General features: G+C 72.0%; 16 protein-coding genes. 9 read left to right on the plus strand and 7 right to left on the minus strand.

Annotated elements, in window-relative coordinates:
- Nucleotides 1-86: 86 nt before the first annotated feature.
- The 3 genes from ACSJJR_RS07870 to ACSJJR_RS07880 form a co-directional block, all read right to left on the minus strand.
- Nucleotides 87-287 carry a CsbD family protein gene (locus ACSJJR_RS07870; RefSeq protein ID WP_435942951.1) on the minus strand — a complete coding sequence of 67 codons (201 nt, stop codon included), beginning with the start codon at nt 285-287 and terminating at the stop codon, nt 87-89.
- 249 nt (nt 288-536) lie between these two features.
- Nucleotides 537-1,781 (minus strand): type II toxin-antitoxin system HipA family toxin, encoded by a 1,245-nt coding sequence (locus tag ACSJJR_RS07875; RefSeq protein WP_435942952.1) that lies wholly within the window; start codon nt 1,779-1,781, stop codon nt 537-539.
- Entirely contained in the window at nt 1,778-3,418 is a 1,641-nt protein-coding gene (locus ACSJJR_RS07880) for a DUF262 domain-containing protein (protein ID WP_435942953.1), read from the minus strand. The genes ACSJJR_RS07875 and ACSJJR_RS07880 overlap by 4 nt, the downstream gene beginning before the upstream one ends.
- Before the next feature lie 76 nt (nt 3,419-3,494).
- Between ACSJJR_RS07880 and ACSJJR_RS07885 the strand changes: the two genes are divergently transcribed.
- Complete coding sequence (locus tag ACSJJR_RS07885) at nt 3,495-4,355, plus strand: SMP-30/gluconolactonase/LRE family protein (protein WP_435942954.1); 861 nt, start codon at nt 3,495-3,497, stop codon at nt 4,353-4,355.
- A 48-nt stretch (nt 4,356-4,403) separates the two neighbouring features.
- Here the strand turns inward: ACSJJR_RS07885 and ACSJJR_RS07890 are convergent, their stop codons facing one another.
- Together ACSJJR_RS07890 and ACSJJR_RS07895 are read right to left on the minus strand one after the other, a co-directional pair.
- A complete protein-coding gene (locus ACSJJR_RS07890) occupies nt 4,404-5,384 on the minus strand; it encodes an HNH endonuclease (RefSeq protein WP_435942955.1) in 981 nt (326 codons plus the stop codon).
- A 428-nt stretch (nt 5,385-5,812) separates the two neighbouring features.
- Complete coding sequence (locus ACSJJR_RS07895) at nt 5,813-6,193, minus strand: PH domain-containing protein (RefSeq protein ID WP_435942956.1); 381 nt, start codon at nt 6,191-6,193, stop codon at nt 5,813-5,815.
- A 470-nt stretch (nt 6,194-6,663) separates the two neighbouring features.
- Between ACSJJR_RS07895 and ACSJJR_RS07900 the strand changes: the two genes are divergently transcribed.
- From ACSJJR_RS07900 to pheA, 8 genes are all read left to right on the plus strand, one after another.
- Entirely contained in the window at nt 6,664-7,098 is a 435-nt protein-coding gene (locus tag ACSJJR_RS07900; protein ID WP_435942957.1) for a DUF4418 family protein, read from the plus strand.
- An 18-nt stretch (nt 7,099-7,116) separates the two neighbouring features.
- Nucleotides 7,117-7,881 carry a DUF6273 domain-containing protein gene (locus ACSJJR_RS07905; protein WP_435942958.1) on the plus strand — a complete coding sequence of 255 codons (765 nt, stop codon included), beginning with the start codon at nt 7,117-7,119 and terminating at the stop codon, nt 7,879-7,881.
- On the plus strand, nt 7,878-9,074 hold the full coding sequence (locus tag ACSJJR_RS07910) for an FtsX-like permease family protein (protein ID WP_435942959.1): 1,197 nt from the start codon (nt 7,878-7,880) through the stop codon (nt 9,072-9,074). Before ACSJJR_RS07905 ends, ACSJJR_RS07910 begins: the two co-directional genes overlap by 4 nt.
- Nucleotides 9,075-9,102: 28 nt before the next feature.
- Nucleotides 9,103-10,326, plus strand: coding sequence for an ABC transporter permease (locus ACSJJR_RS07915; protein WP_435943036.1), 1,224 nt, complete (start codon nt 9,103-9,105; stop codon nt 10,324-10,326).
- 16 nt (nt 10,327-10,342) lie between these two features.
- Nucleotides 10,343-11,011 carry an ABC transporter ATP-binding protein gene (locus ACSJJR_RS07920; protein WP_435943037.1) on the plus strand — a complete coding sequence of 223 codons (669 nt, stop codon included), beginning with the start codon at nt 10,343-10,345 and terminating at the stop codon, nt 11,009-11,011.
- Nucleotides 11,012-11,113: 102 nt separating this feature from the next.
- Nucleotides 11,114-12,565 carry an MATE family efflux transporter gene (locus tag ACSJJR_RS07925; RefSeq protein WP_435942960.1) on the plus strand — a complete coding sequence of 484 codons (1,452 nt, stop codon included), beginning with the start codon at nt 11,114-11,116 and terminating at the stop codon, nt 12,563-12,565.
- Nucleotides 12,562-13,356 (plus strand): glycosyltransferase, encoded by a 795-nt coding sequence (locus tag ACSJJR_RS07930; protein WP_435942961.1) that lies wholly within the window; start codon nt 12,562-12,564, stop codon nt 13,354-13,356. Before ACSJJR_RS07925 ends, ACSJJR_RS07930 begins: the two co-directional genes overlap by 4 nt.
- 2,470 nt (nt 13,357-15,826) lie before the next feature.
- The gene (pheA, locus tag ACSJJR_RS07935) at nt 15,827-16,783 is read left to right on the plus strand and encodes a prephenate dehydratase (RefSeq protein ID WP_435942962.1); all 957 of its coding nucleotides are present in this window, start codon (nt 15,827-15,829) and stop codon (nt 16,781-16,783) included.
- Between the two features lie 84 nt (nt 16,784-16,867).
- Here pheA and ACSJJR_RS07940 read toward each other — a convergent pair whose 3' ends face one another.
- Together ACSJJR_RS07940 and ACSJJR_RS07945 are read right to left on the minus strand one after the other, a co-directional pair.
- Nucleotides 16,868-17,932 carry a diacylglycerol/lipid kinase family protein gene (locus tag ACSJJR_RS07940; protein ID WP_435942963.1) on the minus strand — a complete coding sequence of 355 codons (1,065 nt, stop codon included), beginning with the start codon at nt 17,930-17,932 and terminating at the stop codon, nt 16,868-16,870.
- 80 nt (nt 17,933-18,012) lie between these two features.
- A complete protein-coding gene (locus ACSJJR_RS07945; RefSeq protein WP_435942964.1) occupies nt 18,013-18,945 on the minus strand; it encodes a LysR substrate-binding domain-containing protein in 933 nt (310 codons plus the stop codon).
- Nucleotides 18,946-19,091: the final 146 nt, after the last annotated feature.

Here is a 19,091-nt window from a genome sequence, read left to right on the forward strand (position 1 = left end):
GCCAGGTCAACCTCTGATCCCCTGACGCAGGGGTGCCCCCGCCGTCGACGTGTGCGACGGCGGGGGCACCTGCGTGAGAAGAGGGATCAGCCGGCGGAGGAGTCGTCGTCCTTGGTGAAGTGGCTGACGACGCCCTTGACCGTGTCCTTGACGTCCTCGACGGCCTCGGTGGCCTTGCCCTGGAGGTTCTGGAGAACGCCCTCGGTCTCGACCTCCTTGTCGCCGATGACCTTGCCGGTGGTCTCCTTGATCTTGCCTGCGACCTGGTCGTAGGTGCCGTTACTCATGTCTGGGCTCCGTTCCGCGGGGAGCGGGCTGCTCCGTCGCTCTTGGGTGGGACCATCGTCATAGATGAACCTGAAGAATTCCTGGATGGGGTGCGTGTTCTTGGCATGAGTGGTGTGGGGTGGGGGCGTGGGCGCGGTGCCTGGCTGCGCGGGCTGTCGTGGCCTGGGGTGGGGCGACGACGGCGAACGGCCTGGGCTTCAGCCCGGACGGCGCCCGCGCCTCCTGGGTGGACACGCCGGCCCGCACGATCACGCTGCTGGACTACGACGCCCGAGCAGTCTCTGGCGGGTGTCTGCGAGGTGCGCGTCGATCCACTCGGCCACGGGTGCGGGGGTGTGCGCGACGGCGCCCGTGGACCACGTCTCGCTGAAGCGGTCCAGGGTCTCGTCGACGACGTCGAGGACGTCTGTGCCGCCGACACCCAGCTGGTTCTGGAGCCGGGTGAAGTGCTCGCGGTGGACCTCGCTCAGGCGCCGGGCCCCGAAGAAGGGCAGCCCGAGCTCGGGGTCGCCCTCAGGCTCTGGGTAGACGGCGGTGCACACGAGGTCGTAGGCGGGGGAGAGGCGGGTGTGGGTGCCGTCGGGGTAGATGAGTGACCAGTTCTTCAGGTGCGCGTCACCGTTGCCGATGAGCAGGTTGAAGACGCTGCGGCGCACCGCCTCCTGGAGTGAGCTGTTGTCTGATCCGCGCCACGACAGCCCGAGGACAGTCTCCACGTTGGAGCGGTACTTGCCTTCGCCGATGCCGTAGACCCCGAGCACCTGAGCGAAGTCCTCGATGTGGATGCGTCCTGTGGGGGAGCGGTCGAAGCGGCGGACCGCGTAGGCCTGGGTCTCGTCGGAGGGCCAGGCTCCCGGGCCGAGCCCGTCAACGCTGCTGCGTGACCGCAGCGCCGTCTCCGGCACCGCGATACCGGTGCGGTGGGCGAGGTCCATCATGGCGTACTCGTTGGCCGGGAGCTGCGGGTGGTGGCTGTCGGGCGTCTTGAGGATCCAGTCGCCGTCCTCGCCGTGGGCGGGAAGTGCGAGGCGGTCTCCGGCGGCCCGCATGGAGAATTTGAGTGCCATGCCTGCGAGAGAGAAGCGGATCGCGTCCGACCCGAGGGCTGGCTGGACGGTCTCCCCCCCGACCTCTGACAGGTGGACGTCGGCCGCCTCGGCCTCACGCCGCACCTCGACGGCCCCGGGCAGGTCGCTGCCGATCCGCTCAAGAAGGTCCATCTCCCGGTGGACGCTCACCCCCTGCTCGCGGGCGATGAGCTCGCGCAGACGCCCCTCGGGCAGCAGGTTTGAGAACCAGGCAGGAACAGTGTTGTTGCCGCGCGGCTGCTGACGCGGGTGGTTGTCGAACCACAGGCCGAGGGGCCGCCGATCCGGTCGGTGCCAGTAGTCGCGGTCGAAGCTGAAGATGGTGAAGGTGGTGTCGGCGTCGCGACGCAGGATCGTGCCCACGTGCTCGCCGTGAAGCAGGACGGCGTAGGAGGTGTCGGTCATGGGCCTGCCTCCTCGTGCACCGTCGGACTGATGAGCTCCTCAAGCGGTGGCGTGTCCTCCTGCCGCCAGGCGGTGCGCGCGTCGAGGAAGCCCGTGAGGTAGCGGTGCAGCGCGGCCGCTCTCAGGCTCAGGAACTCGACGACCTCATTGCGTTGGAGGTGGCCGAGCATCTCGGTGTCCAGCAGCAGGGAGGCGAGGTCACTGCTGGGGCTGAGGAGGGACAGCAGGTCGCGGCGGTCCTGGACGGAGATCACCTTGCTCGCTGCCATTGCGGCGCCCTCCGGCAGGTTGGAGGGACTGACGAGGTCCGTGACGACCGTGCGAGGGGTGGTCTCTCCCTCGAGCTGGTCCGCGAGCATCTCGGGTGTGAGCGCCTCCCCGGTCCCGGGGTCGACGGGGCCGAGGGCCCAGAGGGCGGTGAGGATCATCTTGGAGCTCGAGCGTGTCGCGCGGAAGACAGTGAGGTCGGGGACGCGTGGCGCCTCAGGCCGTGTGACTGAGGCCAAGAGCCTGTGGACCGACGCCGACTCCTCACCACGCACCACACAGCCGGCCATGTCGCGCAGGTCAGTCTGTGAGCCGTTGATTCCCAGCGCGTCGGCATTCGCGCTGGAGCGCCAGAACCAGCGGGTGAGGAGCTCGAGATTGCGCTGGTGCGGGCTGGGGAAGAGGGCGAAGAACCGGGTGAGGACCAGCAGCTGGAAACGGAAGGGCAGGAAGGCGAGGTGGGGGACCCCGCAGTGGTCCTGCAGGAAGCGCACCGCGGCCACGAGGGCGCGCTCGGTGGCCTCGTAGGCTCCAGCCTCGTTCTCGTCAGGGAAGTCGCTGATGCGACGTCGGCTGTCGGAGAACTCGCCGTGGACGTCCCGGGTGATATCCGTGTGCCGTCGCACGAGGATCGCCTGGACGATGATCTGCTCGCCCAGCTGCCCGAACCGTGTCTGGGCGTCGGTGCTCGTCGCGATGCCCGTCGTCGTGCGGGAGGGATCGGGGCCGCCGTGGATGGCGTTGAAGATCTCGGCGGCGTTGAGACGTTTTCCCCGGGAGTTGATCCGGTCGAAGACCTCGCGAAGAGTGGCCTCGTCGGCCTGCATCATGACTGTCGCGGGGATGGTGAGGCGGTTGAGCCTGCCGGCGACGTCCTGGACGTGCTCGGCATGGTCGAAGGCGTCCGGGTTGTTGCCGAGCCAGCGCAGTGCCCGGCTGAAGTCGAACAGGTCCGGGAAGGGGATGACCCAAGGCTCCTCGAGCCGGCGCCCGTTGACGATCTCGTGGTCCCTGAGAGAGTAGCCGAGTGCGAAGCGGGGGTCCTGCGCGCCGTCGGGGTCGACGACGTTGACAAGGCTGGTAACGCGCTGCTGCCCGTCCACCACCCACAGGGCGTCGGGGTGAGCCGGGGCATCGACCCGTAGTGCGCCGATGGTCAGCCTCTCCGGCGGAGCCTCACGCTGCCACAGGAGCAGGCTGCCGATGGGGTATCCCCTCAGGAGGGAGTCGAGCAGGTTCTGGACGTCCTTCGCCTCCCACCGGAAGGAGCGTTGGAACTGTGGGACGCGCACTCGGCCGGAGCGCACGAGCTCGCGCAGCTCGGCGATGGTGTAGGCCTGGCTCTTCGAGATCGCCGGTGAGTGCTCCATGACGACGATTATGCCGTGGGTGGGTGACACGAATCCGGCCGCGGTGCCCGACGGTGCGGCCCGATAGCCTGGCACCATGAAGTCACAGCGAATGACCGACACGATCTCCTACCACGGCGAGGGGCCGGTGTGGTGGGAGGCCACCGGCCGCCTGCGCTTCGTGGACATGCTGCACGGCACGGTCATCGAGGTCGACGACGACGGCTCCCACCGTCGTCTGGCCGTGCCCTCGCGCGTCGCCTCCGTCATCCGCCCGCGCACCGGCGGGGGCGCGCTCGTCGCCACCGAGCGGGGCGTGGCGCTGGGACGCGCGGAGGACCTGTCGGACCTGGAGGAGGTCGTCGAGCTGTACTCGGACCCGACGATCCGCACGAACGAGGGCGGTTGCGACCCCGACGGCCGGCTGTGGATCGGCACCATGTCCTGGGAGCGGGTCGCGGGGGCCGCGAAGGTCTACCGCTGGGACGGGCCGGGCGCCCAGCCCGTCGAGGCCTGGGGCGGGGCGACGACGGCGAACGGCCTGGGCTTCAGCCCGGACGGGGCCCGCGCCTACTGGGTGGACACGCCGACCCGCACGATCACGCTGCTCGACTACGACGCCGAGGCCGGCCTGGTGAACCCGCGCCCGTGGGTGGTCATCGAGGAGGGGACGGGCAAGCCTGACGGCCTGACGGTCGACGCCGAGGGCGGCGTCTGGGTCGCCCTGCACCGTGGCGGTGCGGTCAGGCGCTACGACGCCGAGGGGCGGCTGAGTGAGGTCGTGGAGGTGGAGGTCTCCAAGGTGACGGCCTGCGCCTTCGGAGGTCCCGGCCTGGACCGGCTGTTCATCACCACCTCGCGCGAGAACCTGCCCGACGACGTTGAGCCCGCCTCCGGGTCTGTGTACGTCGCCGAGGTCGGTGTCAGGGGCCTGGCGCCGCTGCCCTTCCGAGGGTAGGGGTCTCGCGGCCGGGTGAGGTCTCAGGGGTTGACGGCCGTCAACCACTTACGGATGTGTGGTGCTGGGAACGTTCCTCTCGTTCAGGTCAATGAACCGCTCGAAGTGCCAGCGGAGGCGCTGACCATCCGGCTGGAGCGCTCGCCTCTCAGGAACGTGAGTTAGTGTTCTTCCTACAAAGGTAACGAGCGCGCGCTTGCCGGAGACTTCCTCCAGACGTCTTGCTCGCTCAGCGACATGAATGCGCCGCGACTCGTCGATGCCCAGAAGGTGCTTGTCGTACGCCGTGTGGTGTATTCGACATAGGGCCATTCCATTGGCGACCATTGGAACACCTGCGTCGTTCGCGTCATCCACGATATGGGCGGCTTCGATCAGTTGAGCGTGTGGTAGGTCGCATATGGCGCAAGATATGCTGTATGCCGAGAGGACATCCTCGCGAAACTTCTGCTGATGCAGCCGCTGCTTCGTCCAACGGGACACATACTTCCGCTCTATTCCCTCGGCGGCTCGCTCTCTGATGTCGGAGAGGTCAATCGGCTGATCGGGATCGCCTCCGATGGTGACGAGGAACTCGCGGTTTTCGTCGTCTACTCCCGTGATGAACGCAGGAAATCGCGCATAGTAATATAGGGTGTTGGCCGGTTTTGTGCCAACAAGCCATGCGAGTGGGTACCCGCGTTCTGCGGCCAAGAGCATGGCGCGGTTGGTCCATTCCTTATCTCGGGTAGCGGCCATCTTGTATCGGAGTGTGCCGTCCTCGTCGATACGGTCCTCGTAGGGGGCTTCTTGCCCGATCTTGCGCGCCGTCGTCTTGAATGTCAGCGCCGCGGCCAGAAAACGAGGCTTCCAGATTCCCTGGTTGCGAGAGATGAGAGGAATCTGGTGGCCATGCCAGAAGAATCCGCGTTCGAGTTCTCCGAAAGTCGTGAGTTCCTGGCCTTCGTTTCGACGAGAGTCGAACCAGGCCATCATGGCGAGGTGTGCGTCGAGTTCCTCCTCTGGTGAGAACGCTGGCCCGTCCGCCATGACGTGTCCTTTCGCTCGTCGGGAGTCGACGGTGCCAAGTCTGCCGCATCTGCACATGTGTGGGCATGGTCGAGGAGCCAGCTGGTGTGCTGGTGAGCGCTCCGGGTGCCCGTGCGTTGCCTGTGACGAGGCCCTCGGGGCCGGGTTGTCTCTCCCGGGCCCGAGGGCCTTCGTTCGTGAGGGGCTCCGCGCCCTGGTTCCCAGCAGGGGGAGCGTCTCCTCCTTCGTCGGAGCGGGTGGTGCGGGCTCCCTAAGACCCGTGCCATCCTCGGTTTGGGCCGGTCGCTGGGCTCCCCAACCCTCGCGACCCGTTCCGTCCGGCGGTGGTTCATATGTAACCCTCCGACCCTGAAAGGCCACCCCCGCCCACCCTGTGAAGACCCTAGGAACCCGGGCCGAGCCCCGGCCGACCGCCGTCGGCGCCGTGCTCAGTGGCCGGAGCTGAGGACCATGTGGGAGATGAGGTGGTCGAGCCTGCGCACGTCCACACCGCGGCCGAGCTTGATCTTGATGTGCCCGGCGCGCGTCCACATCTCCAGCTCGGAGTTGAGGTCGAGGTGACCCGCGTTCTCACTCGACCACATGTTGATCGACGAGTACGGCAGCGAGTACAGCTCCACCTTCTTGCCCGTCAGCCCCTGGGCGTCGCGCACGATAAGGCGCCGGTCGGTGAACACTGCTGAGTCCCGCATCGTCTTGTACGCGGCGATCGGCCGCTCGCCCTGCAGGAGGATCGGGCCGATGTCGGCCGGGATCGGGCACTCGGACATGAAGGTCCACGCGACGATGGCGTTGAGCTCGGACGGCACGGGAGGGCTCCTGGGGTTGTCGGGCCGATGACGTCCGGATGATACCGGGCCTGTGACGAGGCCCTCGGGGCCGGGTTGTCTCTCCCGGGCCCGAGGGCCTTCGTTCGTGAGGGGCTCCGCGCCCTGGTTCCCAGCAGGGGGAGCGTCTCCTCCTTCGTCGGAGCGGGTGGTGCGGGCTCCCTAAGACCCGTGCCATCCTCGGTTTGGGCCGGTCGCTGGGCTCCCCAACCCTCGCGACCCGTTCCGTCCGGCGGTGGTTCATATGTAACCCTCCGACCCTGAAAGGCCACCCCCGCCCACCCTGTGAAGACCCTAGGAACCCGGGCCGAGCCCCCGCCGTCGCCCCCCCCGCCGTCGCCACCCCCCCACCCTGATACTGACACCGTGTCATGCGACTTTGACTCAGAGACTTAGGTCAAACTAACTTGCCTTTGTCAAACCCGTCGGACGTCGCTACCCCAAGGACCCCCGTGAAGATCGCCCGCACCCTCCCTCTCGCCGCCGCGGCCCTGGCCGCCCTCCTCGCCGTCGGCGTCACCACCGTCTTCTCCGCCTGCGACCCCAAGCCCGACGGCACCTGGATGCACTGCCACCACTGCCAGAACCAGGTCACCGCCGGAGGCGCCCTCCTCGCCCTCGTCCTGGGCGCCAGCGCCTTCGTGCGCAACCGCGCCCTGCGCGCAGTCCTCCAGGCCCTCGGCGTCGTCGGCGCCGTCGTCGTCCTCCTCCTGCCCGGCATCATCTGCCCCCTGTGCATGATGGAGACGATGCGCTGCCACACCGTCTTCCAGCCCTTCACCCGCATCATGAGCGTCCTCGTCGCCGGCACCGCCACCGCCTCCCTCGCCACCACCCTGCGCGGCGAGCGCCGCCCCGCAGGCACTCCCGCCCCGGTCGCCGCCTGACGGCCCGCCCCGGCCGCCATGAGCACCCGCGTGCGCGCCGCCCTGGCCGCGCTCGCCCTCCTGCTCGCGCCCGCCCTCGGTGCCTGCGCCCCCGCCCCCACCACCGACTACGCAACCGCGCACAAGGGCGACGTCGTCACCCTCGGCACCTGGGAGCAGGACGCGGACCCCACCAACGGCGCCGAGCCCCTGGAGTGGATCGTCCTGGACCGCATCGACGACCATCTCCTGCTGCTGACCGCCAACGTCATCGCGTCCCGCCCGTACCACCACGTCCCCTTTGAGGCCATCACCTGGGCCGACTCCGACCTGCGCGCCTGGCTCAACACGGACTTCCTCACCCGCGCGCTCACCCCCGACGAGCAGGACCTCGTCGAGCCCACCGTCCTGGACAACCCCGACCAGTCCGTCACCGGCACCGAGGGCGGAGCCCCCACCACCGACCGGGTCCTGGCCCTGAGCGAGACCGACGCCGTCATCTACCTCTCCGCGGACTGGGACCGCGAGTGGACCGGTCAGGCCACCGTTGTCCCCGCTGCCGCCAGCCCCGCCCTCTACACCGACGACGAGGGACACGCCGACTGGTGGCTGCGCTCGCCCGGAGGGGACGACTACGCTGCCCAGTACGTCTCCGCCGCCGGAGCACCTGTCACTGCCGGGATCGCCGTCGACGCCGAGCTCGGCGTGCGCCCCGCCCTGTGGCTCAGCCTCCCCCCTGCCCGGAGCGCCGCGCCGTCCGCCACCGCGCCGTCCGCCACCAGCAGCACGGAGCCGCGCCCGTGACCCGGCCCCTGACCCTGCGTGCCCTGCCTGCCCGCAACGCCCTCGCCCACCGCGCCCGCACCGCGATCCTCCTGGCCCTGGCCCTGGCCCAGGCGGCCTGCCTCATGGCCGGGCTCACCCTCCTGGCCGGCACGCGCACCGAGCTGCTCCTCGCCGAGCAGCGCCTGGGCGCCGACGTCATCGTCTACCCCACCGCCGGCCGCCAGCAGGTTCCCGACAACGCCCTCACCGTCCTGGGGACCCCTGTTGACTACCAGCGCGATCGCACCGCCCTGGCCCGCCTGTCCCAGAACGACGACATCGCCGTCGTCACCCACCAGCTCTACCTCAGCACCACCCTGGGCGACGGCCAGGACGCCTGGGTCGTCGGCTACGAGCCCGCCACGGACACGGTCCTGTCCGCCTGGCTCGAGGAGGGCCCCGACGCCGACCCCACCACCGGCACCCTCGCCGTCGGCACGAACGTCGCCGCCAGGCTGGGCGGCGACCCCGCCACCGTCACCCTCTGGGGCCGGCAGTGGCCCGTTACCGCCCACCTCGCCGCCACCGGCACCCGCCTCGACGACGCCGCCCTGGCCAGCACCAACACCCTGCGTGCCCTCCTCGACGCCGCCACCGCCGCGGGCGACACCCGCTACCAGGGGCTCGACCCCGCCACCAGCTACTCCGCCGCCCTCCTCACCCTCCACGAGCGCGAGGACGCCGCCGCCGTCGCCGGGTGGGTCAATGTCTACGTCCGCAAGGTGACCGCCGACTACTCCGACGCCGCCCTGGTCTCCACCGCCACGGCGGTCACCACCCAGCTGGGCCTCGTCGTCGGCGCCACCGTCCTGGCGTGGGCGCTGCTCGTGGCCGCCCACGCCGTCACCCAGTCCCTGCTCATGCACGAGCGCCGCCAGGAGGTCCGCGTCTGGCGCACCGTCGGCGCCAGCGCCCGCACCGTGCGCCGTCTCCTGACCCACGAGACGCTGCTCGTGCACGTAGCCGGCGCCCTCGTGGGGACCGCCTGCGCCACCACGGCCCTCGTCCTGGCGGGCAGGGCCCTGCCCGGTGGGGCGCCGCAGGCCGACGCCCTCGCCGTGGCCGCCGTGGCCGCCGTCGGCCTCACCCTGCTCACCGCCGCCGCCAGCACCCACCTCGCACTGGGCCGCGCCCTGCGCCATGACGGCGGCCAGGCGCTCCTGACCGTCTGACACCACTGGAGGAACACACGTGCTCACCATGAGGACCCTGCCGTGGCGCAACCTGCGGGGCTACCCCGCGCGCACCGCGGCCCTGCTCACGCTCACGACCCTCATGGCGGTCGCCGCCTTCGGAGGGGGGCTCGTCATCCAGGGCGTGCGCCAGGGGCTGGGCCTGGCCCAGTCGCGACTGGGTGCCGACATCCTCGTCACCCCCGAGGACACCGGCACAGGCTTCAACCCCCAGCAAGCCCTGACCCAGACCGAGCCCGACTACTTCTACATGGACGCCGGCGTCGTGGAGCAGGTCGCCGCCGTCGAGGGCGTCGAGCAGGTCTCCGCCCAGCTCTACCTCGCCTCCGCCAAGTCCTCCTGCTGCTCGGCACGGCTACAGCTCATCGCCTTCGACCCGGCCACCGACTTCACCATCCAGCCGTGGATCGCCGAGACCCGCTCCGGCGCGGGCGGCTCCGGTGGGGACGACGGCGCGGTGGGGGCCATGGAGGTCGTCGTCGGGGCCAACGTCACCGTCTACAGCTCCGGCACGCTCACCCTGTTCGGCCACGAGCTGCGGATCGCCGGCCAGCTCGCCCCCTCGGGAACGAGCCTCGACAACGCCGTCTACATGAACCGTGAGACCTTCGAGACCGTCCTCAAGGCCTCCTTCGAGAAGAACCTCAACCGCTACGGCTACGTTGACGCCGACGACGTCGTCTCCGCCGTCACCGTGCGCCTGGCCGACGGCGCCGACCCCGACGCCGTGGCCGCCGCCATCGCCGCGCAGGTGGAGGGCGTCACCGTCACCACCGCCTCCGGCATGGTGGCCGGTATCGCGCTCTCCCTCGAGAGCGCCGCCCGCACCGTCACCGTGCTTGTCGCCCTCATCTGGGGCCTCGGGCTGGCCGTCACCGTCCTCGTGCACGCCCTGCTCGTCCACGAGCGCCGGCGTGAGCTCGCCACCCTCACCGCCCTGGGCGCGGACCGCGGCGCGGTGGGGCGCAGCGTCGTCGCCGAGGCCGTCATCATCAACCTGCTGGGCGCCCTGGTCGGCATCCTCGTCTCGGGGGTGGTCGTCACCTCCTTCACCACGGCCATCGGCCAGGCGCTGGGCGTCGGCCTCGTCCTGCCGGGGGTGGGCGTCCTCGTCCTGACCGCCGCCGCCACCCTGGCCGGGGCCGTCCTGGCCGCGGCGCTCAGCGCGGCGACCAGCCTGCGCCTGACCCACCGCGTTGACCCCAGCCTCGTGCTCAAGGAGGGCGAGTGACATGACGACCCATGACCTGACGATCCGGGCGCGGGCCCTGACGAAGGACTACCCCCGCTCCAGCCGCGGCGGCGCGGTGCTCACCGCCGTGGCCCCCACGGACCTCGACCTCGCCCCCGGGAGCCTGACCGTGGTGACGGGCCGCTCCGGCTCCGGCAAGTCCACGCTGCTCATGATGCTCGCCGGCCTGCTGACCCCCACCGCCGGCACGGTGGAGGTGGCAGGCCAGGACCTCTACGCACTCACGGAGCAGGAGCGCTCGCGGCTGCGCAACGAGCGCATCGGTCTCGTGCCCCAGGGGCACACGGCCCTGCGCTCACTGAGCGTCCTGGAGAACGTCCTGCTGCCCGCCGTCATCCGGGGCGAGGCCGAGCCACCGGCGGCGCGTGCCGCCGGGCTGCTCGAGGACGTCGGTCTGGCCGGGCTCGCGGCCGAGCGGCCCCAGGAGCTCTCCGGCGGTGAGCTCAGGCGCCTGGCGATCGCCCGCGCCCTGCTCATGGAGCCCGGTGCCCTGCTCGCTGACGAGCCCACCGCCGGGCTGGACAGTGAGAACGTTGAGGTGGTCCTCGCCCTGCTGCGGCGCGCGGCCGACTCGGGTGCCTGCGTCCTCGTCGTCACCCACGAGGCGGAGGCGGACAGGGTCGCCGACCGGGTCCTGACGATGGACGGCGGGCGCCTGTCCTGAGCGGGCAGAGTGACGAGGCTCGTGCCGGCGGGAGGGGAAAACAACCGGGAAGACCAATAGGCTGGGCTCTCACATCCGCACCCCGTCCGACTTGAGGAACTGATGCCCACCCAGCTGACCGAAGGCACCCCCTGGCGCGTCATTGGCGCCTTCACCGTCCCCCTCGTCCTGGGCAACATCATCCAGCAGGCCTACCAGCTCGCGGACACCATCGTCGTCGGCCGCTTCCTCGGCGTCCTGCCGCTGGCCTCCGTCGGCGCCACCGGTGTCCTGCTCTTCCTCGTCATCGGCTTCTCCTTCGGCATGACCAGCGGCCTGACGATCCCCCTGTCCCAGGCCTACGGCGCCCAGGACGAGCAGGCCGTGCGCCGCTCCGTGGCCGCCGGCACCCTCGTGTCCGTCGCCCTGACCGTCGTGCTCACAGTCGTCGGCACAGTGCTGCTCAGGCCCCTGCTCCTGGCCCTGCACACCCCCGCCGAGCTCATGGACGACGCCATGGGCTACGGCATGGTCTGCTTCGCCACCTCCTTCGCCATCGTCGCCTTCAACTACCTGTCCGCGATCATCCGCGCCGTGGGGGACTCGCGCACCCCGCTCGTCTTCCTCGCCATCGCCTCGGCCCTCAACATCGTGCTCGACGTCGCCCTCATCGCCTGGTTCGGCATGGGCGTCGAGGGCGCTGCCTACGCCACCGCCGTCGCCGAGGCCATCAGCGCCCTGCTGTGCCTGTGGTGGATCCACCGGAGGTTCCCCGTCTTCCACCTGCGTCGTGAGGACTGGCGGGTCACCCGCGCCGAGCTGCGCCACCACCTCAAGATGGGCCTGCCCCTGGGCTTCAACATGTCGATCATCGCCATCGGGGTCGTCGCCGTGCAGCTGCGCCTCAACGAGCTCGGCTCCGAGGCCATCGCGGCCTTCACCACCGCCATCCGCATCGACGGGCTCGCCAACTCGACCCTGTCCTCCATCGGCCTGGCTGTGTCAACCTACGCCGCCCAGAACTTCGGGGCGCGGCGTGTGGACCGCGTGCGCGCGGGCGTCACGCAAGGCGGCCTCCTGGGCGTCGTCACCTCGCTGGCCCTCGCGCTCGTCCTCGTGCCGACCGCCGCCCCGCTCTCGCGCGTCTTCGTGGGCGACGGTTCCGAGCAGGTCGTGAGCCTGTCGGCGCAGGCGGTCATCATGTTCTCCCTGACCTACTGGCTCCTGGCGGTCCTCTACGTGCTGCGTGGCGCCCTCCAGGGCCTGGGCAAGATGCGAGCCCCCTTCTACTCGGGCGTGGCCGAGCTCGTCATGCGCGTCGTCGTGGCGATCTGGCTCGGGGGCGTCTTCGGCTACCTCGGCGTGTGCGCCAGCGAGCCCCTGGCGTGGGTGGGCGCGGTCGCGCTGCTCGTGCCCGCCTACCTGCGCACCCGCCGTCGGCTGCTCGACGACGAGGCGCACAGCGCCCGCTCGGGCCGTGACGCCTGCGCCGGGCCCGGAGGTGGGCGGCCGCCAGCGTGGTGTGCGTCCCATGGTCTGACCTCCCGGTCGGAAGTGGATACGCTGGTGCCGTGAGCCCGTCAGAGCGTCCGGACCAGCGAGTGGCCGTCGTCATCCCGGCCAAGAACGAGGCGGCGCGCATCGCCGCCACCGTCCGGGCCTGCCGGGCCATCCCCCGCGTGGACCTCGTCGTCGTCGTCGATGACGGCTCCACCGACGACACCCAGTGCCACGCCCGCGCGGCCGGCGCCGTCACCGTGCGCCACTCGGTCACCCGGGGCAAGGCCTCCGCCATGGAGACCGGCGCCAGCGTCGTCGCCATGCGCGACTACTCCGACGGCCCCACGCGGCTGCTGCTCTTCATCGACGCCGACCTCGGGGACTCCGCCGCCGCCTGCGCCGAGCTTGTCCCTCCGGTGCTCGACGGCGTCGCCGACATGGCCATCGCCGTGCCCCCCAAGCAGGCCGGGGCCGGCGGCCGGGGCCGGGTGGTGCGCGCCGCCCGCGGTGCCATCGCCGCAGCCACCGGGTGGGCTCCCGTCGCCCCGCTGTCCGGCCAGCGCTGCCTCACCCGCCAGGCCTATGAGACGGCGGCGCCTCTCGCCACCGGATGGGGGGTCGAGGTCGCGCTGAGCATCGACGTGCTCACCGCCGGCCTCGCCGTCATCGAGGTCCCCTGCGACATCACGCACCGCGTCTCCGGCAACGACCGGGCAGGCCGCATCCACCGTGCCACGCAGTACCGCGACGTCCTGCGAGCCATCTCCGTGCGCCGCCTGCGCGGACACCGCGTGCGGGGCCTGGACGAGAACGTCGTCCGGGCACAGTCGCCCTTCCGCGCCTACCGGGCCGTGGGCGAGGACTGAGCCGGCGCCACCGCCTTAGGCCCGGCCTGCGCGCTCCTGGAGCGCACGCCAGTGCCAGCAGGAGCGGGGCCGCGCAGGCCGCCGACAGCACCGCCATCGACGCCCCGGAGTCGTTGACAAGCACCTCGACGACGATGAGCACCAGCAGCGCGCGCAGCACCGGCCCGAACCATCCGGCCGCGCGCCCCCGGGCGGGCGCGAGCGCCTGGTAGCCCGACACGCCCGCCCGCCAGGCCCGGCGCTCACGCGCGAGCCACCACCAGGCCGCTGCCATCCCCACCAGGGCGAGGAGGAGCGCCGCCAGCGCCAGCCGCGAGGACGTGAAGGGAGCCACGAGGGCCCACGCCTTGCGGCGGATCGTCGTCGGCGCCGTCCCGTCCAGGACCTGGCCCACGAAGCGGCCCATATGCGTGCCCGAGCCCGTCATGTGGTCCACGAGACCGAAGCCCCCCACCACCGCGACCGCCAGGACGCCGACTCCGAGCCAGCGCCGCCAGGTGACGCGCCCGCCTGACAGCCCGGCCGTCAGGACCGCGAAGGTGGCCACCAGCGTGAGCGCGCCACCGACGTCGGCGCCCAGTACCGGCAGCCCCACGACGGTCAGCGCCGCCACCCCGGGCACGCCCGACCCCACGAGGGCGGCCGCGCGACGCCGCGCCGGGGAGGGCTGCGCCTCGACGATCGGCCCCACCACCGCCCCCACCGCCACGACGAGTACTGCGGCCGCCAGCGCGAAGGCCGTGTTCGACACCCCGTAGAAGCGTCCCGCCACCACGGCGTTCATGCCCAGCACGCCGTTGAAGCCCAGCGCCGCACCGGTGGCGCCGTCGGCGAGCAGGACGGCGGCGGTGGTGGCCGCCAGCAGGACGGTGGTCAGCGCCGGGGCCGCGGCGGGCTGGCAGGACCTCTCCCGGCTCAGGCCCGGGCGCACCCCGCCGCAGGGCGCGGTGCCTGGCACGTGCGGTGCCGTGTGCTGGCGCAGCGCGCTCACGGCGACGGACAGGGTGTGCAGGAGGGCCACGAGGGCCAGGGCTGTGGCGGCGGTCGCGGCCAGTGCCGCTGGCACCGCCTGCCAGCCCGGCTCGTGGGCGGCGCCCGCACCCGCACGCCACCACGGGATGACGGCGCCCAGCCAGGTGCCGGCCGGCAAGGCGGCCACGAAGGTGGCGGCGGCCCACGTGCCGCGCAGCCGTCCCCGTCCCGCCGGGCCGCGCAGGACGAGCGCTGCCACGACGAGGCACAGCAGGCTGGCGAGCACGAGCGCCCCGCCGACGGGCAGGGTCGTCATCTGCGAGGCCCTCGCGTGCAGGGCCTCGTCCGCCAGGGCGAGGGCGGCCGCGGGCACGTCGTCAGACGCGAGTGGCTCGAGCCTCACGGCGGGCGAGGTGGTGGGCAGGGTCAGGGCCCTGCCGGACATGCCCGCAGGCGCTGGGGCACCCAGGGCCGCCAGGAGCGTGGGGCTCAGGTCCGTCAGCTGGACGAGGCCCCGTTGACGGGTCGAGGGGGAGGCGACGAGGGAGACGGACAGCTCTGTGGAGGCCGGTGCCTGCGCGTGGGCGGTTGCCGGGGAGCGCCACCCGGTGGTGCCCTCGGGCAGGACCAGCACCTGCGGCCCCGGGTCCGTGGGGTCCGCGATGGAGGCGACGACGACGCGCGCGCCCTCCAGCGAGGCGGCCAGCAGCAGGGACTCGCGCAGTACGTCGTGGTCCGTGGCGTCCACGACGGTGAGGTCCGCCAGGGCGCCGGTGAGGGCCTGTACGAGGTGGGGGGCTGAGGCGGGCGGGACGCCGTCGGAGGTGGTGAGCATGAGCACGGCCCCCTCGCCGACGGCGAGCGTGCTCCTGCCCGCCCGCGCGAGGGCGTCCGCCAGGGCGCCGGGCCGGGCGCCGTAGCCGTCCTTGCGCGAGGCGCCGACGGCGGCCTGCCAGTCGGCGGGCCAGGTGCAGTCCCCTCCTCGCCCGGAGGACGGTGACTGCGCCCGTGCGCGGGCGCCGGCGGACAGGGAGAGCCAGGCGTCAGCCGGACAGGTGACGTCGGAGGCGGTGCGCTGGACGAGGTTGGCGGCCCGGCCCGCCGCTGTCATGCCCAGCAGCGTCTCAGCGGCGGAAGGTGGTGCCTCGGGGGGGCCGCCGGTGGTGTGCTCGGCGAGCAGGCCGCCCCAGGTGACGCCGGTCGTGGCGATGAGGACGACGGGGGCGGGCTGCGTCCGCGGGGCGGTGGCGCTCGGGCGGGTGGAGCCCACGGCGGCCGGGCCGGCTAGCGCCACGAGCGCGCCGAGCGCCAGGAGCAGGGCGAGCGCTAACGCGCGCACCAGGCTCCGGTGGCGGGAGGCCTGCGGGCTCATGCGGCCACCTTACGGTCCTCGTCAGGGCGGGTCCCCCTGCAGGCGGAGTCCAGGCTGAGGATGTGGGCGCCTCTCGCCAGGCAGGCACGCCCGGCACGGGCCCCGCCCGGCCGATAGCCTCGGCCCATGACGGCCTCCACCACCCCCCAGCGCTGGTCCTTCCTCGGCCCCTCGGGCACCTTCACGGAGATGGCCCTGCGCCAGGTCGCTCCGCTCGGCGTCGAGCTCGACCCCTGCCAGGACGTCCCCACGGCCCTTGACCGGGTGCGCGAGCGCCTGTCGGACGCCGCCGTCGTCCCCATCGAGAACTCCATCGAGGGCGGTGTCAACGCCACCCTCGACAACCTCGTCTCCGGCGCCCCCCTCACCATCGCGGCGGAGGTGGCTGTGCCCATCACCTTCGTCCTCGCCGGGCGTGAGGGCACCCGCCTGGAGGACGTGAGCGCCATCTCCACCCATCCGCACGCCTGGGCGCAGTGCCGGGGCTGGGTCCACCGCAACCTGCCCGACGCCGTCTACGTCGCCGCGACCTCCACCTCAGCCCCGGCCAAGGCCCTGGCTGGCAGCGAGGAGCCCGGCTCGCTCGGCTTCGAGGCGGTGCTGTGCAACCCCCTGGCCGCCGAGCAGTACGGGCTCACGGTGATCGCCGGAGGCGTGGCGGACAACGCCGGAGCCGTCACCCGCTTCGTCAAGGTCTCCCGGCCCGGTCGCGTCGGAGAGCCCACCGGGGCGGACAAGACGACCCTCCAGGTCCAGCTCGCCCACGACCGTTCCGGCGCTCTGCTGGGCATGCTCGAGCAGTTCAGCGCCAGGGGCGTCAACCTCTCGCGCATCGAGTCGCGTCCCGTGGGCGACTCCCTGGGCCGCTACCGCTTCTCCATCGACGTCGAGGGGCATGTGCGTGAGGAGCGTGTGCAGGCGGCCCTCATCGGTCTGCACCGCACCTGCCCCCAGGTGCGCTTCCTGGGCTCCTACCCGCGCCTGGACGCGCGCCCCGTCATCGTGCCCGCGGGCACGAGCGACAAGGACTTCGTCGTGGCGCGCGCCTGGGTCCAGGACGTCCTGGAGGGGCGGAGCCTGTAGGCGGTCGCCGCCCTGGGGCGGTGGGCCTGGCCGGGGGCGCCGCCCGGGGTGGGCCCGGGGCCGGCAGCCCCGGTTCTGGCGGGCTCAGCCCCTCCCGCCGTCGGGCAGCCTCACCGGCACCGCTGCGGGCTGGAGGCGCACCCGCAGGCCGCGTGTGGGTGCCAGGAGGTCCCCATCGACCTGGACGAGCGCCGGGGCTGCTGTGCGCACGACGACGTCGCGCCCCCGGCGCAGCACGACGCGGCCCAGCGCCCGCCCGGGCGGGGTGTAGGTGGCCGCGTAGGGCGGCAGCACCTGGCGTGCGAGGGACGTCCAGCCTGCGAGACCCCCGACGGTGTCGATGACAGCGACGTCGAGCACGCCGTCGTCCATAGCGGCCTCGCGCAGCAGGACGATGCCCGCGGGCAGGCGCCCGCCGTTGGCCACCAGCAGTGTGCGGGCGCTCAGGCGCTCCAGGTGGCGGCGGGGGCTGACGGCCTCGGCCCGGCCCGGCGGTGAGGCCACCTGGCCGATCGACATCACGAGGTCCATGCGCGGTGAGGTGAGGTTCTCGACGGCGGCCAGCGCGTAGGCGCCCCACTTGAGACGGGCCTTGAGGTCCGGGCGGGTGGAGGCCACGAGCTCGGCGTCGAAGCCGATGCCGGCGATGACGAGGCAGGCGTGCTCGGTCCCCAAGGTGGGGCGCGCCCAGCCGTCGGCGGGCGCCTCGAGGAGGTCGGTGAGGTCGGCGTCGGCGGGGTCCGTGCCCACCCATGACAGGTCAACACGGCGGCGCCGGCCGTGGAGCGCGGTGGCGATGAGGGACTCAGTGTCACCCACGCGCAGGCCGAGGTTGCGCGCGGCGAGGTTCGCCGTGCCCAGCGCGAGGATGCCCAGGTCCGTGTCCGTGCCTGCCAGGCCCGCTGCCACTGAGCGCAGGGTCCCGTCACCGCCGACGGCGATGACCAGCCGGGCGCCCGAGGCGACGCACAGACGGGCCTGGGTCGCCCCGGTCTCCGCGCGGCTCGTCTCGAGCCACAGGGGACCGCGGTAGCCGGCCTCCTGGACGGCTGCCGCCAGGTGGGAGCACAGCGCGGGTGTGACCGCGGGCTTGGAGGGGTTGAGTACGACGCAGGCGAGTGGTGCCTCATCACGCGTGCCCTGGCTCATGCCCGGGAGCCTAGCGGTCGCGCGGGCGCCGGGTGCCCGCTGTGGTGCGCCGGCCGTGATGGCGCACCGGCGGGCAGGTCTCAGTCCGCCAGGGGGATGACTGGCAGGCCCGCCTCGATGACGAGACGGGTGATGACCTGCGCCAGGCGCTGGAAGTCCGCGGTGCGCGAGGAGGAGGAGCGGTGCACCAGCCCCATCCGGCGCACGGGGGGCTTGGCCCCGAACCGTGCGACGGCGTAGCCCTCACGGTCGGTGAAGATGCGCAGGGCTCCCTCGGGCAGGACGGTGATGCCGACTCCGTGCGAGACCATCGAGACGACTGTGGACAGGGTGGTGGCGACGGCGACGGGCGGGTTGCTGCCGTAGCGCTGGCACAGCGACAGGGTCTGGTCGCGCAGGCAGTTGCCCTCGTCGAGCAGAAGGAGCTGCTGGTCGTCGAGCTCGGAGGGGTTGACGTCCTCGCGCCCGGCCCAGGGGTGGGCGGCGGGCACGAGGGCCACCAGAGGCTCGTCGTACATGTCGATGGCGGTCACACGGTGCAGGTCCGCGTCGGTGGAGATGATGGCGGCGTCGAGGTGGCCCTGGTTGAGCTGGTCGAGGATGTCGTTGGTGACGAGCTCGCGCAGCTCCGGGGTGAGCTGGGGCAGGTCGTGGCCCAGGCCGTCGACGATGACGGGGATGAGGTAGGGGGCGAGCGTGGGGATGAGGCCCAGGCGCAGCGTGCCCGTCAGGGCCTGGCCCCGGTTGACGACGGCCTCGTTGAAGGACTCGGCGGACAGGACGGCCTCGCGCGCGTAGGGCAGGAGGGTCTTGCCCAGGGGGGTGACGAGCACGCGCCGGGTGGTGCGCTCGACGAGCTCGCCGCCAACCCGCTTCTCCAGGGCGGTGATGGCTTGGGAGAGGCTGGGCTGGCTCACACCGAGGGCGCCGGCGGCCTCACCGAAGTGCTGGTGGTCACACAGGGCGACGAAGGCGCGCAGCTGGGAGAAGGAGGGCAGGGAGGAGGCGGGCATGTCTGCGCTCCTGTCGGTGCGGTGCGGCCGTTGTTCGGGGGACAGTGAGACGGGCGATGAGGGTACCGATCACTGTTATCGAGACATGACAAACAGTAGGATGTTAACTTCGCGTAAACAATATGGCGTGGTGGCTAGTCCGCCAC

The sequence above is a fragment of the Actinomyces sp. W5033 genome, assembly GCF_051303165.1.

Excerpts from the sequence above, each read along its gene's own strand:
- ACSJJR_RS07905 (WP_435942958.1), top strand. The coding sequence starts at position 7,117 with ATGAGCACCCGCGTGCGCGCCGCCCTGGCCGCGCTCGCCCTCCTGCTC.
- ACSJJR_RS07880 (WP_435942953.1), bottom strand. The coding sequence starts at position 3,418 with ATGGAGCACTCACCGGCGATCTCGAAGAGCCAGGCCTACACCATCGCC.
- ACSJJR_RS07925 (WP_435942960.1), top strand. The coding sequence starts at position 11,114 with ATGCCCACCCAGCTGACCGAAGGCACCCCCTGGCGCGTCATTGGCGCC.
- ACSJJR_RS07940 (WP_435942963.1), bottom strand. The coding sequence starts at position 17,932 with ATGAGCCAGGGCACGCGTGATGAGGCACCACTCGCCTGCGTCGTACTC.
- pheA (WP_435942962.1), top strand. The coding sequence starts at position 15,827 with ATGACGGCCTCCACCACCCCCCAGCGCTGGTCCTTCCTCGGCCCCTCG.
- ACSJJR_RS07870 (WP_435942951.1), bottom strand. The coding sequence starts at position 287 with ATGAGTAACGGCACCTACGACCAGGTCGCAGGCAAGATCAAGGAGACC.
- ACSJJR_RS07915 (WP_435943036.1), top strand. The coding sequence starts at position 9,103 with ATGAGGACCCTGCCGTGGCGCAACCTGCGGGGCTACCCCGCGCGCACC.
- ACSJJR_RS07945 (WP_435942964.1), bottom strand. The coding sequence starts at position 18,945 with ATGCCCGCCTCCTCCCTGCCCTCCTTCTCCCAGCTGCGCGCCTTCGTC.
- ACSJJR_RS07875 (WP_435942952.1), bottom strand. The coding sequence starts at position 1,781 with ATGACCGACACCTCCTACGCCGTCCTGCTTCACGGCGAGCACGTGGGC.
- ACSJJR_RS07890 (WP_435942955.1), bottom strand. The coding sequence starts at position 5,384 with ATGGCGGACGGGCCAGCGTTCTCACCAGAGGAGGAACTCGACGCACAC.
- ACSJJR_RS07885 (WP_435942954.1), top strand. The coding sequence starts at position 3,495 with ATGAAGTCACAGCGAATGACCGACACGATCTCCTACCACGGCGAGGGG.